General features: G+C 69.6%; 10 protein-coding genes. All 10 read left to right on the top strand.

What is annotated here, in order from left to right; genetic code table 11:
- Positions 1–215 precede the first annotated feature (215 nt).
- Positions 216–3,308, top strand: coding sequence for a TonB-dependent receptor domain-containing protein (locus ACP7AI_RS00645; RefSeq protein WP_426162940.1), 3,093 nt, complete (start codon positions 216–218; stop codon positions 3,306–3,308).
- Between the two features lie 143 nt (positions 3,309–3,451).
- Positions 3,452–5,086 (top strand): TldD/PmbA family protein, encoded by a 1,635-nt coding sequence (locus ACP7AI_RS00640; protein ID WP_426162938.1) that lies wholly within the window; start codon positions 3,452–3,454, stop codon positions 5,084–5,086.
- 142 nt (positions 5,087–5,228) lie between these two features.
- Positions 5,229–6,863, top strand: a complete 1,635-nt coding sequence (locus ACP7AI_RS00635; RefSeq protein WP_426162936.1) for a TldD/PmbA family protein — start codon at positions 5,229–5,231, stop codon at positions 6,861–6,863.
- A 23-nt stretch (positions 6,864–6,886) separates the two neighbouring features.
- On the top strand, positions 6,887–8,221 hold the full coding sequence (locus ACP7AI_RS00630; protein ID WP_426162934.1) for a TldD/PmbA family protein: 1,335 nt from the start codon (positions 6,887–6,889) through the stop codon (positions 8,219–8,221).
- An 18-nt stretch (positions 8,222–8,239) separates the two neighbouring features.
- On the top strand, positions 8,240–8,935 hold the full coding sequence (locus ACP7AI_RS00625) for a DUF4159 domain-containing protein (RefSeq protein ID WP_426162933.1): 696 nt from the start codon (positions 8,240–8,242) through the stop codon (positions 8,933–8,935).
- Positions 8,936–8,948: 13 nt separating this feature from the next.
- Entirely contained in the window at positions 8,949–9,947 is a 999-nt protein-coding gene (locus ACP7AI_RS00620) for an AAA family ATPase (protein ID WP_426162931.1), read from the top strand.
- Positions 9,948–9,961: 14 nt separating this feature from the next.
- Positions 9,962–10,858 (top strand): DUF58 domain-containing protein, encoded by an 897-nt coding sequence (locus ACP7AI_RS00615; RefSeq protein WP_426162930.1) that lies wholly within the window; start codon positions 9,962–9,964, stop codon positions 10,856–10,858.
- Positions 10,858–11,994: a BatA domain-containing protein gene (locus ACP7AI_RS00610; protein ID WP_426162928.1), complete on the top strand. Its 1,137-nt coding sequence runs from the start codon at positions 10,858–10,860 to the stop codon at positions 11,992–11,994. The genes ACP7AI_RS00615 and ACP7AI_RS00610 overlap by 1 nt, the downstream gene beginning before the upstream one ends.
- A 10-nt stretch (positions 11,995–12,004) precedes the next feature.
- Positions 12,005–14,149 carry a DUF4175 domain-containing protein gene (locus ACP7AI_RS00605; protein ID WP_426162926.1) on the top strand — a complete coding sequence of 715 codons (2,145 nt, stop codon included), beginning with the start codon at positions 12,005–12,007 and terminating at the stop codon, positions 14,147–14,149.
- A complete protein-coding gene (locus ACP7AI_RS00600) occupies positions 14,146–15,894 on the top strand; it encodes a carboxypeptidase regulatory-like domain-containing protein (RefSeq protein WP_426162924.1) in 1,749 nt (582 codons plus the stop codon). Before ACP7AI_RS00605 ends, ACP7AI_RS00600 begins: the two co-directional genes overlap by 4 nt.
- Positions 15,895–15,929: the final 35 nt, after the last annotated feature.

Below are 15,929 nucleotides of genomic sequence, written 5' to 3'. Positions count from 1 at the left end.
TTTCGCCGGAGCAATTGTTGCATTGCCGCCATGAATACTGTGACTTGTGCGCAACATGCCCCGTCATATTTCGCCGGAACTGAATCGGGACTTTACTTCGTGGCCGTTGCGCAGAATTTTGCGCCCAGCTTCATGGCCTGGTTCGACGCACCCGCGTCGGCCCTTTCGTCGCCTGCAGCGTCGCGTTTCGGTTTGCTTTGCAAAGGATATTGCCAGTGCTCGCGTACTCTTCCCCTCTCCGTTCGACGCTGAAGTGCAGCGCCGCGACGCTCGCGCTGGCGCTGCTCGCCGGCCCCGCCTTTGCCCAGGGCGCCCCGCAGGAAAACGTGCCGGCCAGCTCCGGTGCCCAGCCGACCACCGCCGCCGCCGTCGGCGCCACCGATGACGAAGGCACCATCGTCGTCACCGGCTCGCTGATCCGCAATCCCAACCTCGTGTCGTCGCAGCCGGTCACGGTCACGACCGCCGAAACCATCCAGCTGCGCGCGTCGAACGTCGCCGAAGAAGTCCTGCGCGACATCCCGGGCGTCGTCCCCAGCATCGGTTCGGCGGTCAACAACGGCAACGGCGGCGCCTCGTTCGTCGATCTTCGCGGCATCGGCACCAACCGCAACCTCGTGCTGCTCGACGGCAACCGCATCACCCCGGCCGGCCTCGGCGGCGTCGTCGATCTCAACAACATCCCGCTGGCGCTGATCCAGCGCGTCGACGCGCTGACCGGTGCCGCCGTGACGACCTATGGCGCCGACGCCATTTCGGGCGTCGTCAACTTCATCACCCGCCAGGATTTCACCGGCGCCGAGCTGCAGCTGTCGAACGGCCTCACCGAAGCCGGCGACGGCCAGAGCTTCCGCGCCGACCTGACGATCGGTGCCAATTTCGAGGACGGCAAGGGCAATGCCACGCTGTCGGTCGGCTATCAGAAGACCGACGCGGTCTTCCAGGGCGCCCGCAGCTTCAGCGCCGAAAACCTTGACAGCTATGCCGGCGTCACCGGCGGCTCGGGCACCGCGATCCCGTCGCGCTTCACCGGCACCCGCCCGATCGACCCGGCCACCGGCCTGCCGTCCACCGATCCCACCGTCGCCAACGGCAATCTGCAGATCGACCCGGCGACCGGCCTCGCCCGCGGCCTGTTCTCGCCGTTCAACTTCAACCCGTTCAACGTCTTCCAGACCCCGTTCGAACGCTTCAACATGTTCGGTCAGGCTCGCTATGAAATCAGCGACGCCGTCGAGGTCTACAGCCGCGGCCTGTTCTCCCGGAACACCGTGTCGACGATCATCGCCCCGTCGGGCGTCTTCGGCTCCGACGTGACGATCCCGCTGTCGAACCCGTTCCTGCCCGCCGGCCTGCGCAGCCAGCTGTGCGCCCGCAACGTCGGCGCCGCCGGCACTTACGCGCCGCTGTTCACCCCGGCCGAATGCACCGCCGCAGCCGGTGCCGTCGATCCGAACGATCCCAACTACCGCACCGTCACCACCGGCCTCGCCCGCCGCACCACCGAACTCGGTAATCGGCAGAGCGACTATCGCACCACCGTCTTCGATTTCCGCGCCGGCCTGCGTGGCAATATCACCGACACGATCAACTGGGATGTGTCGGGCAGCTATGGCCAGAGCGAGAATACCCAGACGATCAGCGGCTATGCGCTGACCTCGCGCGCCCGCCAGTCGCTGCTGTCGACCGATCCGACGACCTGCCTCGACCCCAGCAATGGCTGCGTGCCGATCGACTTCTTCGGCCCCGGCGGCTCGATCTCGCCCGAAGCGGCGAATTTCCTGACTGCACAGAGCACCTCGACGGTCCGCACCAGCCTCGCCCAGGTCCGCGCACTGGTCAGCGGCGACCTCGGCTTTGCGCTGCCGACCGCGTCCGACGCCATCGGCTTCGCGCTGGGCGGCGAGTATCGCAAGTACACCGCCGAACAGAGCTCCGACGTGCTTTCGCAAACGCCGGGCGAACTCGGCGGTGCCGGCGGCGCCGCGCCCAACATCACCGGCGCCTACAACGTCAAGGAAGTCTATGGCGAAATCATCGCGCCGCTGCTGCAGGACCGGCCGTTCTTCGAGAATTTGACCCTCGAAGCCGGCGCCCGTTACTCGCAGTACGATGTCGACGCGCCGGGCAACCCCAGCTTCGACGCCTTCACCTGGAAGGCCGGCGGCAGCTGGCAGATCGGCGCTGGCATCAAGGTGCGCGGCAACTACAGCCGGGCCGTGCGGGCGCCGAACATCGGTGAACTGTTCACGCCGGCCACCGTCGGCCTGACCAACCTCGGCATCGACCCCTGCGCCGGTGCCGGCCCGGCTTCGAACGCCGTCCTCGGCGCCGTCTGCGTGGCGCAAGGTGCGCCGGTGTCGAGCATCGGCGGCATCGAGAACCCGACCGCCGCCCAGGCCAATGCCGTGTTCAGCGGCAACACCAACCTGCGCCCGGAAAAGGCCGACACCTGGACCGCCGGCATCGTCTGGCAGCCCAGCTTCGTGCCCGGCCTCGCCATCACGGCCGATTACTACGACATCCGGGTCAACGACGCGATCACCTCGGCACTGCCGGGCGACGTCATCGGCGCCTGCTTCAACAACCTCAGCGCCGCCAGCGTCACCAATCCAGCGTGCCTTGCCATCCAGCGCAACCCGGCGACGGGCGGCCTCGACGGCCCGCCGGACACCACCCCGGGCCTGCCGCTGCCGACCACCAACGCCGGCCGCATCTTCACCCGCGGCATCGACGGCTCGATCGCCTATTCGACCAGCATCGGCTTTGCCAAGCTGTCGGTCATCGGCAACGCCAACCTGACCCTCGATTCGGCGTTCAAGGCATCGCCGACCGCGCTCAACCGCGACTGCGTCGGCTACTATTCGCCGAACTGCTCGTTCACCGGCTCGATCCAGCCCAAGTTCCAGTCGTCGCTGCGCACCACCTTCGGGTTCGACAGCTTCGATCTCTCGGTGCTGTGGCGCTACATCGATCCGGTGCGCTTCGAACCGACGCAGTTCAACGAGGACGTTGCCGCCGCCGTCGACGCCGGTTGCGGCGATCCGACGGGCGCCGATCCTGATGGTTGCGTGGTCGACTCGCGCTTCCGCCGCATCAAGGCCTATCACTATTTCGACCTGACGGGCCGGGTGAACGTTCTCGAGAACCTGACGCTGATCGCCACCGTCAACAACCTGTTCGACCGCAAGCCGCCGATCGTCGGCGCGTCGGTGGGCAGCACCACCTTCAACAGCGGCAACACCTTCCCGTCGACCTATGACGCGCTGGGTCGTCGCTACACGGTGCAGGCCATCATGCGCTTCTGATCCTGTTGCCCGGGCACGACCTGTCGTGCCCGGGTACCATGTCGGCCTGATGCCGGCTGCCCTTACCGGCAGCCGGCATTTGCGCGTTTGCGGGCACCGGCATCTGCCGCTAGTCGCTGGTGCAACAGACGGGAGACTGGCGAATGCTGCGACGTGATTTCCTGGGGGTGGCCGGCCTCCTCGGCGGCGGCCTTGTCGTCCCCGCCGCCTTCGGCAAGGTCATCGCCGCCGAGGCGCTGCAATCGACCATCGACGTCGCCGTCAAGAAACGCCTCGCCGACGCCGCGCTGACGGCAGCCACCGGCGCCGGCGCCAGCTATTGCGACGTCCGCATCGGGCGCTACCTGCGCCAGTTCGTCGTCACCCGCGAGGCCAATGTCGAAAACGTCGTCAACACCGAATCGACGGGCGTCGGCGTCCGCGTCATCGCCGATGGCGCCTGGGGTTTCGCCGCCACCAACGACATGAGCGTCGATGGCGTCGCCACCGCCGCGCGCCAGGCCACCGCCATCGCCCGCGCCAACGCCGGCAGCCAGACCGCGCCGGTGCAACTCGCCCCGCAAAAAGGCGTCGGCGAAGTCGCCTGGCAGACCCCGATCGTGAAGAACGGCATGGCGGTCCCGATCAAGGACAAGGTCGAGATGCTGCTGCAGGTCAACGCCGCGGCGATGGCCGCCGGCGCCGACTTCATCAACTCGACGCTGTTCCTCATCAACGAGCAGAAATATTTCGCCAGCACCGACGGCTCGTACATCGACCAGGACATCCACCGCATCTGGGCGCCGTTCACCGCCACCGCCGTCGACAAGGCCAGCGGCAAGTTCCGCACCAGGAACAGCCTCGGCGCGCCGATGGGCATGGGCTATGAATTTCTCGATGGCGCCGCCGCCGGCCGCCACGAAATGCCCAACGGCGTCGTCGCCTATGGCACCAGCTACGACATGAAGGCCGACGCCATCGCCGCGGCGAAACAGGCGCGCGCCAAGCTGACCGCGCCTTCCGTCAAGCCAGGGAAATACGACCTGGTGCTTGACCCGTCGCACACCTTCCTGACCATCCATGAATCGGTCGGCCACGCCCTCGAGCTCGATCGCGTGCTGGGTTACGAGGCCAATTACGCCGGCACCAGCTTTGCCACCATCGACAAGCGCGACGCCGGTTTCCAGTACGGCAGCGCCAGGGTCAATTTCACCGCCGACAAGACCGAAGCCCATAGCCTCGGCAATGTCGCCTATGACGACGAGGGCGTGAAGACCAAGAAGTGGGACCTCATCCGCAACGGCAAGCTGGTCGACTATCAGTCGGTCCGCGACCAGGCCCATATCCTCGGCAAGACCGCGTCCGACGGCTGCTGCTATGCCGACAGCTGGTCGAGCGTGCAGTTCCAGCGCATGGCCAACGTCAGCCTCGAACCCGGCACGGCGAAACTCGACGTCGCCGACATGATCGCCGGCGTCGACAACGGCATCTACATGCTCGGCCGCGGCTCCTATTCGATCGACCAGCAGCGCTACAATTCGCAGTTCGGCGGGCAGCTGTTCTACGAGATCAAGAACGGCAAATTGGGCGCCCAGATCGAGGATGTCGCCTACCAGATCCGCACGCCCGAATTCTGGAACGCCTGCAGCGCCATCTGCGACGCCAGCGACTATCGGCTCGGCGGCACCTTTTCCGACGGCAAGGGCCAGCCGTCGCAATCCTCGGCGGTCAGCCACGGCTCCGCCACGGCGCGCTTCGACGGCATCAACGTCATCAATACAGCACGTTCGCTCGGCTAGGCGTTGACGCGGTCGGATCGGTCGGCGATGACTGTCGCCAGCAACGAATGTCGACATCGGCCCGTGCCGCCGTTGGCTTCGCTTGCCTGCAATCATTGGGGAGCCGGGCCCGCCCAAGGGCTCGCGCTGGTGGAGAAATGCCTTGTTGAGACGTGATTTCCTGGCAATCACCGGCCTCGTCGGCGGCGGGCTTGTCGTTCCCGCCGCGTTCGGCAAGGTCATCGCCGCCGAGGCGCTGCAGTCGACGATGGATGTCGCCATCAAGAAGCGGCTGGCCGATGCCGCCCTTTCTGCCGCCACCGGCGCCGGCGCCAGCTATTGCGACGTCCGCATCGGGCGCTACCTGCGCCAGTTCGTCATCACCCGCGAAGCCAATGTGCAGAATGTGGTGAACACCGAATCGATGGGTGTCGGCGTCCGCGTCGTCGCCAATGGCGCCTGGGGCTTTGCCGCCACCAACGACATGAGCAACGACGGCGTTGCCGCCGCCGCCCGCCAGGCCACCGCCATCGCCAAGGCCAATGCCGGCAGCCAGACCGCGCCGGTGCAGCTCGCCCCGGTCAAGGGCGTCGGCGAAGTCTCGTGGAAGACGCCGATCGTCAAGAATTCGATGGATGTGCCGATCAAGGACAAGGTCGACATGCTGCTGCAGGTCAACGCCGCAGCGATGGCCGCCGGCGCCGACTTCATCAATTCGATCCTGTTCCTCGTCAACGAGCAGAAATATTTCGCCAGCACCGACGGCTCGTACATCGACCAGGATGTCCACCGCATCTGGACCCCGATGACGGTGACCGCGATCGACAAGGCCAGCGGCAAGTTCCGCACCCGCGCCGAGCTGTCGGCGCCGATGGGCCGCGGCTTCGAATATCTCGATGGCAAGCCCGCCGACCGCTTCGTGTCGCCGAACGGTGTCGTCAACTACGGCAACAGCTATGACATGAAGGCCGATGCCATCGCCGCCGCCAAGCAGGCGCGCGCCAAGCTGACGGCGCCGTCGGTCAAGCCCGGCAAGTACGACCTCGTCCTCGATCCCTCGCACACCTGGCTGACCATCCATGAATCGGTCGGCCACCCGCTCGAACTCGATCGCGTGCTGGGCTATGAAGCCAACTACGCCGGCACCAGCTTCGCGACGCTCGACAAGCGCACCGCGAATTTCCAGTACGGCAGCGACAAGGTCAACATCGTCGCCGACAAGACCCAGGTCGGCAGCCTCGGCTATGTCGGTTACGACGACGAAGGCGTGAAGACCAAGCGCTGGGACCTCATCAAGGACGGCAAGCTCGTCGACTACCAGTCGATCCGCGACCAGGCCCATATCCTCGGCAAGACCGAATCCGACGGCTGCTGCTATGCCGACAACTGGGCCGCGGTGCAGTTCCAGCGCATGGCCAATGTCTCGCTGCTGCCCGGCAAGGCCAAGCTGAGCGTCGCCGACATGATCGCCAATGTCGAAAACGGCATCTACATCGTCGGTGACGGCTCCTTCTCGATCGACCAGCAGCGCTACAATGCCCAGTTTGGCGGGCAGCTGTTCTACGAGATCAAGAACGGCAAATTGGGCGCCCAGATCGAGGATGTCGCCTACCAGATCCGCACCCCCGAATTCTGGAACGCCTGCAGCGCCGTCTGCGACGAAAGCGATTACCGCCTCGGCGGCTCGTTCTTCGACGGCAAGGGCCAGCCCGCGCAGTCGTCGGCGGTCAGCCACGGCTCGTCGACCGCCCGTTTCGACGGCATCAACGTCATCAACACCGCCCGCTCGCTCGGCTGATTGCGGCGCAGGAGAACACACCCATGAGCTTTCCCACCGAAGCCGAGCTGAAGGCGATCCTGCTGAAGGTCGTCGCCATGTCCAAGGCCGACGAATGCACGGCGACGATCACCGGCACCACCACCGGCAACATCCGCTTTGCCCTCAACAACGTGTCGACGAGCGGCATCGTCACCGATACCGAGCTTGCCGTGCAGGTCGCCTATGGCAAGCGCGTCGGCACGGCGACGATCAACGCCTTCGATGATGCCGCGCTGGAACGCGTCGTCCGCCGCGCCGAGGACCTGGCCAAGCTGGCCCCGGAAAACCCGGAATTCGTCCCCGCCGTCGGCAAGCAGACCTATCGGCCCAGCGCGACCTTCAGCGCCGCCACCGCCGCCATCACCCCCGAATATCGCGCCAGAATGGCCAGCGCCTCGATCGCGCCGTGCAAGGCGCAAAAGCTGGTCGCCGCCGGCTTCCTCAGCGATACCAACCGCTTCGTCGCCTTTGCCAACAGCCGCGGCAACTATGGCTACCAGACCGGCACCGCGCTCGATTACACCTGCACCGTCCGCACCGCCGATGGCCGCGGCTCGGGCTGGGTGGCGCGCAACCTGCAGGATGCCGCCAGTTTCAGCGCCGCCGATGAAATCCAGACCGCGATGCGCAAGGCCAGCGCCTCCGCCGACGCCCGCGCGCTCGAGCCCGGCAAATACACCGTCGTCCTCGAACCCGCCGCGGCCGCCGGGCTGATCTCGTTCATGATGCGCTTCTTCGATGCCCGCCAGGCCGATGAAGGCCGCAGCTTCCTGTCGAAAAAGGGCGGCGGCAACAAGATCGGTGAGCAGGTCTATGATCCGCGCGTCAGCTTCAGCACCGATCCCTGGGCTCCCGGCGCCGAAGTCATGCCCTGGGACGAGGACGGCCTGCCGCGCGAAAAGATGGCGCTGGTCGACGGCGGCAAGATCGCCAACCTCAACTATTCACGCTTCTGGGCCCAGAAACAGGGCAAGCGCGCCGTCGGCCAGCCGGGCAACCTGCTGATGGCGGGCGGCACCCGCTCCACCGCCGACCTGGTCCGCAGCACGCAGCGCGGCATCCTCGTCACCCGCACCTGGTACATCCGCATGGTCGATCCGCAGACCGTGCTGCTGACCGGGCTGACCCGCGATGGCACCTTCTTCATCGAAAACGGCCAGATCAAATATCCGCTGAAGAACTTCCGCTTCAACGAATCCCCGGTGATCATGCTCAACAACATCGATGAGCTCGGCAAGCCGGTCCGCGTCGGCGACGACGAGGAGGAAATGGTGATGATGATCCCGCCGATGAAGCTGCGCGACTTCACCTTCACGTCGCTGTCGGACGCGGTCTGAGGAACCCCGGGCGCGGTGATGATCTCCCGCGCCCGCTTCCTGCGTCTTGGTGCGGCCGCCGTCGCCGCGGCGCTGCTGCCCGCGGCGGCGCCGGCGCTGCCCTACGACTTCCGCTTCACCCGGCTGCGCTACAACAGCGGCGACTGGGATGTCGACCAGCGCATGCCGTCGAACGTCATGACCGCGCTGATCGACTATACCAATTTGCGCGTCGACCCGCGCGAGCATGTCGTGTCCCTGTCGGACCCGGCCGTGCTGACCGCGCCCTTCTGCTATCTCGCCGGCCACAAGCTCGTCGAATTCGACCCCGTCGAGCGCCGCAATTTCGAACGCTATGTCAGGAACGGCGGCTTCGTCCTCGTCGACGACTGCAACCACGACATCGACGGCCTGTTCGCCAAGTCGTTCGAGGCCGAGATGGCGCGCATCTTCGGCGCCGGCGCGCTGAAGAAACTGCCGCCGGCGCACCCGCTGCTGCGCAGCTTCTTCAAGTTCGACGCCCCGCCCGCCACCGGTTTTGAATTGAACGGCTGGGGCGACGACCTCGTCCATGATTACTTGAAGGGCATCACCATCGATGGCCGCCTGGGCGTGCTCTACAGCAACAAGGACTACGGCTGCGAATGGGATTACGACTGGCGCAACAAGCGCTTCCTCGCCGAAGACAATACGAAATTCGCCGTCAACATCGTCATGTACGCCCTGAATAGTTGAGCCTGGAGCCCCGATGCCCGACGCCGTCACCGAATCCCAGATCCAGGCCCGGCTTGCCCGGCTCGACGACCTGCGCGCCGCCATCGCACAGGCCATCGTCGGCCAGGAGGATGTCGTCGAACAATTGCTCATCGGCCTCCTCGCCGGCGGGCATTGTTTGCTCGAAGGCGTCCCCGGCCTCGGCAAGACGCTCCTCGTCCGCTCGCTCGGCCAGGCGCTGGAGCTGGAATTCCGCCGCGTCCAGTTCACCCCCGATCTGATGCCCAGCGACATCCTCGGCACCGAACTGCTGGAGGAGGACCATGGCACCGGCAAGCGCCATTTCCGCTTCCAGCCCGGCCCGGTGTTCACCAACCTGCTGCTCGCCGACGAGCTCAACCGCACCCCGCCCAAGACCCAGGCGGCGCTGCTCGAGGCCATGCAGGAAAAGACCGTCAGCTATGGCGGCGTCACCCATGTGCTGCCCAAGCCCTTCTTCGTGCTGGCGACGCAGAATCCGCTCGAACAGGCCGGCACCTATCCGCTGCCCGAGGCGCAGCTCGATCGTTTCCTGCTGCTGATCCGCGTCGAATATCCGACCGAAGCCGAGGAACACGACATCCTCGCGCAAACGACCGGCAACCGCGCCGCCGTGGTGCCGCAGGTCATGCATGCCGAGGATGTGCTGGCCCTGCAGGGCTGGGTCCGCGACGTGCATCTGGGGGAGGACCTGCTCGGCTGGATCACGCGCCTCGTCCGCGCCAGCCGGCCGGGCCCGGGTGCGCCCGAGGTCGTCAATTCCTATGTCCGCTGGGGCGCCGGGCCCCGCGCCGGCCAGTCGCTGGTGCTCGCCGCCAAGGCGCGGGCCCTGCTCCAGGGCCGCCTCGCCGCCACCCGCGACGACATCATGGCACTCGCCGCCCCGGTCATGCGCCACCGCCTGCTGCTGTCCTTCGCCGCCGAGGCCGAGAACAAGTCCGCCGACGACGTCATCGCCGCGCTGCTGCGCAGCGTACCGCACCCTGCGGCCTGACCGCCCGCCGCCCGGTGTCGCCCGACCTCATCCCCCCTGCCGTCCGCAACCGCCTCAAATCCCTCCGCATCACCGCGCGGCGGGCGGTCGACCTGCAGGGCATCGGCCTCCACCACAGTCGCAGCCGCGGTGCCGGCCTCGAATTCGCGCAATACCGCGCCTATGAACGCGGCGACGAACCGCGCGCCATCGACTGGAAACTCTACGCCCGCTCCGATCGCTTCTTCGTGCGCGAATCCGAACGCGAAAGCCCGCTGGCGCTGTGGCTGCTGGTCGATGCCAGCGCCTCCATGGCCCAGGCCGACCCCGGCCGCCCGGATTGGTCGCGCCTCGCCGCCGCGCGCGGCCTCGCCGCCGCGATCGCCGAACTCGCCATGCAGCAGGGCGACCGCTTCGGCCTCATCGGGCTCTCGCACGCCGGACTGTCGCTCCTCGCCGCCGGCACCGGCGTCCGCCAGCGCGACCGGCTGGCGCTGGAACTGCGCCGTCTCGACGCCGGCCGCGGCTTTCCGGCGCTCGGGCAACTCGCCCCGCTCTGGGATCGCGTCGGCGCCCATGATCTCGTCGTCATGATCAGCGATTTCTTCGATCCCGCCACGCTCGATCTCGCTGGCCGCCTCGCCGCCGCCCGCCGCGAAGTCCTCGCCATCGAGGTGCTGACCGTCACCGAACGCGACTTCCCCTATCGCGGTGGCTATCGCTTCAGGGATCCCGAAACCGGCGAGGAACTGCTCGGCGACGGCGTCGCGTTGCGCGACGACTTCCTCGCCCGCTTCGGCGCCGCGCGTGCGGAACGCCACGCCCGGCTCGACAGCCTCGGCATCCGCCACGCCGCGCTGTTCCTCGACGAAGAACTCGACGTGCCGCTGCGCCGCCTGTTCGGCAGCCAGGCCGCGGCGGAATATCGCTGATGCCGGCGCTGTTGCTGCCGGCGGCGCTCGCCGCCCTGCTGGCGCTGCTGATCCCGCTCGCCATCCACCTGGCGCGGCGCAGCGAAGCCCTGCCGACCGATTTCGCCGCGCTGCAATGGCTGCGGCAGAAGCCCCGGCCAAGGTCGCGCATCCGCTTCGACGAATGGCTGCTGCTGGCGGCGCGGCTGCTGCTGCTGGCGCTGGTCGCCCTCTGGCTGGCGCGACCGGTCCTGCCCGGCAGCGCCGACCGCACGCCCGTCGTGGCGGTCCTGCCCGGCCTGACCGCAACCACGGCTGAAGGCGCCCGTACCGTCTGGCTTGCCCCCGGCTTCCCCGCCGTGGCCGTCCCGGCGCCCGCCACCACCACCAGCGTCACCAGCCTCATCCGCCAGCTCGACGCCGAGCTCGCCCCCGGCGTGCCGCTGCGCGTCATCGTCCCCGCCGTGCTGCAAGGCGTCGACGCCGAGCGCCCCCGCCTGTCCCGCCCCGTCGACTGGCAGGTCGTCCCCGGCGCCATGCCGGCCCGCGCCGCCACCCCCGCCGCACCGCCCGCACTCAGCCTGCGCCAGCCCCCCGGCCCCGATCGCGGCCTGCGCTACCTCCGCGCCGCCGCCGCAGCCTGGACCCCGCCCGGCCAGCCCCCCGCCTACGACACCGCCGCCCCCGACGCGCCGCTGCCGACCCCGCCGCGCATTCTCGCCTGGCTCGCCCCCGGTCCGCTGCCCGCCGGCGTCCGCAGCTGGATCGAAGCCGGCGGCACGGCGCTCGTCAGCCACGACAGCGAAGCCGCCAGCGACGCCGACACCACGGCCTGGCGCGACGCCAACGGCGCCGCCGTCGCCACCGCCCGTCCGCTCGGCAAGGGCCGCCTCCTCCGCTTCACCCGCCCGCTCGACGCCGGTGCCCTGCCGCTGCTGCTCGAACCCGATTTCCCGCGCCAGCTCGCCGCCCTGCTCGACGACACCCCGCCGCTGCCATCCCGCGTCGCCGCCCGCGACCTCCGGCCCACCCCCGGCACTGACGCCTGGCCGCAGCCGGCGCGCGACCTGCAACCCTGGCTGGCCCTGCTCGTCGCCACGCTGTTCCTCGCCGAACGCTGGCTCGCGACGCGCCGTGCCCGGGCCCCCGCGCCATGAAAACGTTGCCATGACAACAGCGTTCGATATTGGCCAGCTCGCCGCCCCGGCCCGCCGACGCAGCCTTGCCAACACGCTCGCCATCGCCGCGCCGCTGGTCGCTGCCGCCGCTGCCCTTGCCTGGCGCTGGCAGGGCGTGCCCGCCGCGCTCGCCGTGCTCGCCCTCGGCCTCGCACTCGCCGTTGCCATCGCCCGCCACCGCGCCCGCCGCTTCGACGCCCGCTGGGTCGCACGCCGCCTCGATGCCGGCCGCACCGACATGGAGGACAGCACCGACCTGCTGCTCGCCGCCCCCGACGCGCTCGGCCCGTTGCAGCAGCTCCAGCGCGCGCGATTGCAGGCCCGCCTCGCCGACGAAACCGGCGCGGCGCTCGCCGCCGAATGGCACCGCGGCGCCATCGCCGTCGCCTGGGCCGCCGGCCTCGCCATCACCGCCGCCGCATTCCTGTGGCCGGTCTCGCGCCCCGGCGACACGACCCGGCCCGGCGCCGCCGCAGCGCCCGGCGGCCCGCCGCAGCTTGTGTCCCAGCAACTCCGTATCGTGCCCCCGGCGTACACCGGCCTGCCGGCGCGCACCGTCGACGGCCTCGATGCCCGCGCCCCGCAGGGCTCGCGACTTGAATGGTCGATCAAGTACAAACCCGCGCCAACCGCACTCGAATTGACGCTTCTCAATGGGCAAATGCGCCCCTTCACCCCCCGTGGCGACACCTTCACCCTCACCCAAACCCTCGATCGATCAATGCTTTACCGCATCGACGCAGGGGAAAAGGGTACCGCGCTGCCGCCGCTGCACCGCATCGACGCCATCCGCGACACGCCGCCGACGCTCCGCGTCCTCGATCCCGAACGAACCCTCACGCAAATGACCCGCGGCCAGCGCCGCTGGAACCTGAATTTCGAGGCCAGCGACGATCATGGCGTGTCGCAAACCGCGCGTTTGCGGATAATCGTGACCAAGGGGGAGGGCGAAAACATCACTTTTCAGGAGCGGACCACCACGCTCACCGGCAGCGGCCCCGCCCGCAAGCGCCGCTTTTCCGCCAGCCTCGACATCGCCGCGCTCGGCCTGACCACCGGCAACGACCTCGTCGCGCAGCTCACCATCACCGACAATCGCAGCCCCGGCCCGCAAAGCGCGCGCGGCCCCAGCCTGATCCTGCGCTGGCCGCCCGACCAGGGCGTACAGGGCAGCGGCCTCGACGGCATGGTCCGCACCGTGCTCCCCGCCTATTTCCGCAGCCAGCGCCAGATCATCATCGATGCCGAGGCCCTGCAAAAGGCTCGCCGCAGCCTGCCGCCGGCGCGCTTTTCCGAACGGTCCAACGCGCTGGGCATCGACCAGGCCATCCTGCGGCAGCGCTATGGCCGCTTTCTCGGCGACGAAGTCAGCGAGGAACCGGCGTTGCCGACCAACGACGCAGCCGAAAAACCCGCCACCCCCGCACCGAAACCCGATGCCGACACCCCGGCACCGCTGCCCAGCGGCCATGCTGCCGACGACGGCCACGACCATGCGCCGTCGAAGTCTGCAACTTTCGGCGACGCCAGCAACGTACTCGCCGAATACGGCCATGCCCATGAGGAGGGCGACGCCACGCTGATCGACCCCGAATCGCGCACGCTGCTGCGCCAGGCGCTCGACGCCATGTTCGAATCGGAACGCAACCTGCGCCAGAGCGCTCCCGACCAGGCGCTGCCCCCTGCCTATGTCGCGCTGCGCCTTATCAAGAAGGTGCAGGAGGCGACCCGCATCTACCTGTCGCGCACCGGCCCAGACCTGCCGCCGATCGACCCGGCCCGCCGCCTGACCGGCGATCGCAAGGCCCTCGCCGCCCCGCGCCTGGCCCCGCCGCCGCGCCTCGCCGGCGATGTCGATGCCGTGCCGGCCGCCGCCTGGCGGACGCTGGCGGGTCCGGATGACGTCGATCTCGGCGCGCTGCAGCGCTGGATCGATGGTGCCGGGTCCCGCGTCGGCGACCCGCTGGCCCTCGCCGCCGCCATCGACACCGTCGCCCGCGACCCCCGCTGCCGCCCCTGCCGCGACCGTTTGCGCGGGCTTTTGTGGCAGGCGCTGGCGGTGCCGCCCGCACAGGTGACCCGCCGCGCCACCGGCGATGCCGCCGGCCGCCGCTATCTCGATGCGCTGCGATGACGGCGACACCCCCGCCGCTGCTGCTCGCCGGGCTGCTGGCGCTCGCCGTCGTGCTGGCCTGGGTCCGCCTCGCCCTCTGGCAGGCCCGCGCGGCCGCCGCAGAGCGCGCGCCGGCATGGCGGCTGGTGCTGCTGGTGGCGCTGCAACCCCTCGCCGCGGCCCTGCTCTACCTCACGCTGCAGCCGCCGCGCCTGCCCGGCAGCGCCGGCACCCTTGTCATCGCCACCGCCGATGCCCCCCGCCTCGACGCGCTGGCCGCCGGCGATGCGCTGGTCGCCCTGCCCGAAGCTCCCGCCCTGCCCGGCGCCGAGCGCGTCCCCGACCTCGGCACCGCGCTGCGCCGCCACCCCGGCACCGCCCGGCTGCGCATCATCGGCCAGGGCCTGCGCCCGCGCGACCGCGACGCCGCCGCCGGCTTGCCGCTCGAATTCGTTCCCGCGCCGCTGCCGCCCGGCCTCCACGCGCTGGCGCTGCCCCCCGCCACGGCCCCCGGCGCGGCATTCCGGGTCGGCGGCAACGTCGGCGGCGTGCCGGGCGGCAGCGTGGCGCTCCACGATCCCGCCGGCGCCGTCGTCGCCACGGCAGTGCTGCCGGCATCGGGAGACTTCGATCTTGCCGGCATTGCCCGCGTCGCCGGCCCCGCGGACTTCACGCTGCGCATCAGCGATACCGCAAAGCGCCTCGTCGAAGCCACGACAATCCCCGTCGTCGCCGCCGTGGCGCCGCCGCCGCGCGTGCTCGTCGTCGCCGGCGCCGCCGGGCCCGACCTCAAATATCTGCGCCGCTGGGCCAGCGATGCCGGGCTGAACCTCACCGCCAGCATCGCCGCCGGCGCCGGGCTCGACATCGGCGACGCCCCGGCGCGGCTCGACGCCGGCACGCTGGCCCGCACCGACCTGCTGGTGCTCGACGAGCGCAGTTGGGGCACCCTGTCGGGCGGCCAGCGCGGCAGCGTGCTGGCGGCGGTGCGCGGCGGCATGGGCCTCGTGCTGCGCGTCACCGGGCCGGTGCCCGACGCCACGCGCCGGCAATGGGCGGCGCTCGGCCTGCCACTCGGCCAGGCCGTGGTGCCGGTCCGCCTGGCCGGCGGCGAGGCGACACCCGCCGCGGCGTTGCAGCTCGGCGCCCTGCCCCCCGACACGATCGCGCTCGGCCGCGACCCCGCCGGCGCACCCATGGGGGCCTGGCGCGGCAGCGGCCGCGGCCGCATCGGCCTGTGGCCGGTGACCGATCTCTACACCCTCGCCCTGTCCGGCGCCGCCGACCGCCATGCCGCGCTGTGGAGCCAGCTGTTCGCCACCCTCGCCCGCCCCGGCGCCGGCAGCCCGCCGCGGGTCATCGGCCCGCCCGGTGGGCGAATCGCGCTATGCGACCTCGGCTTTCCGGCGACAGTCACCGATCCCGCCGGCGCCACGACGACGCTGCTTGCCGACCCGGCCGCCCCCGGCTGCGCCGCCTATTGGCCTTCCGCAGCCGGCTGGCACAGCGTCACCAGCGCCGGCAAAGCCTGGCCTTTCCCCATCGTCCCTCCGAATGCGGCACGCGCCGCCGCCGAAACCCGCGCCGCCACGCTGCAACTGGCGTCCCGGCCGCCATCCCGCCGCATCGCAGTCCCCGACGACGGCGCGCGCGGGCCATCCTGGCCCTGGTTCGCCGCCTGGCTGCTGGTCTCGGCACTGCTCTGGTGGCTCGAACGCCGACGCGCCCTTGGGTCGGCCGCAGCGGACGGGCCCGCGGATATCTGAACGTCGTCGCGCGACCGGTGGAGCTGTGCCGAGCG

This window comes from Sandarakinorhabdus sp. DWP1-3-1, assembly GCF_049896705.1.
Lineage (GTDB): Bacteria > Pseudomonadota > Alphaproteobacteria > Sphingomonadales > Sphingomonadaceae > Sandarakinorhabdus.
The sequence above is the reverse complement of the archived record's forward strand: the minus strand, read 5'-3'. Positions and strand labels throughout refer to the sequence as shown.

Bases quoted from the DNA above. Each gene is read 5' to 3' on its own strand.
- ACP7AI_RS00640 (WP_426162938.1), top strand. From the start codon at position 3,452: ATGCTGCGACGTGATTTCCTGGGGGTGGCCGGCCTCCTCGGCGGCGGC.
- ACP7AI_RS00630 (WP_426162934.1), top strand. From the start codon at position 6,887: ATGAGCTTTCCCACCGAAGCCGAGCTGAAGGCGATCCTGCTGAAGGTC.
- ACP7AI_RS00625 (WP_426162933.1), top strand. From the start codon at position 8,240: ATGATCTCCCGCGCCCGCTTCCTGCGTCTTGGTGCGGCCGCCGTCGCC.
- ACP7AI_RS00620 (WP_426162931.1), top strand. From the start codon at position 8,949: ATGCCCGACGCCGTCACCGAATCCCAGATCCAGGCCCGGCTTGCCCGG.
- ACP7AI_RS00610 (WP_426162928.1), top strand. From the start codon at position 10,858: ATGCCGGCGCTGTTGCTGCCGGCGGCGCTCGCCGCCCTGCTGGCGCTG.
- ACP7AI_RS00605 (WP_426162926.1), top strand. From the start codon at position 12,005: ATGACAACAGCGTTCGATATTGGCCAGCTCGCCGCCCCGGCCCGCCGA.
- ACP7AI_RS00600 (WP_426162924.1), top strand. From the start codon at position 14,146: ATGACGGCGACACCCCCGCCGCTGCTGCTCGCCGGGCTGCTGGCGCTC.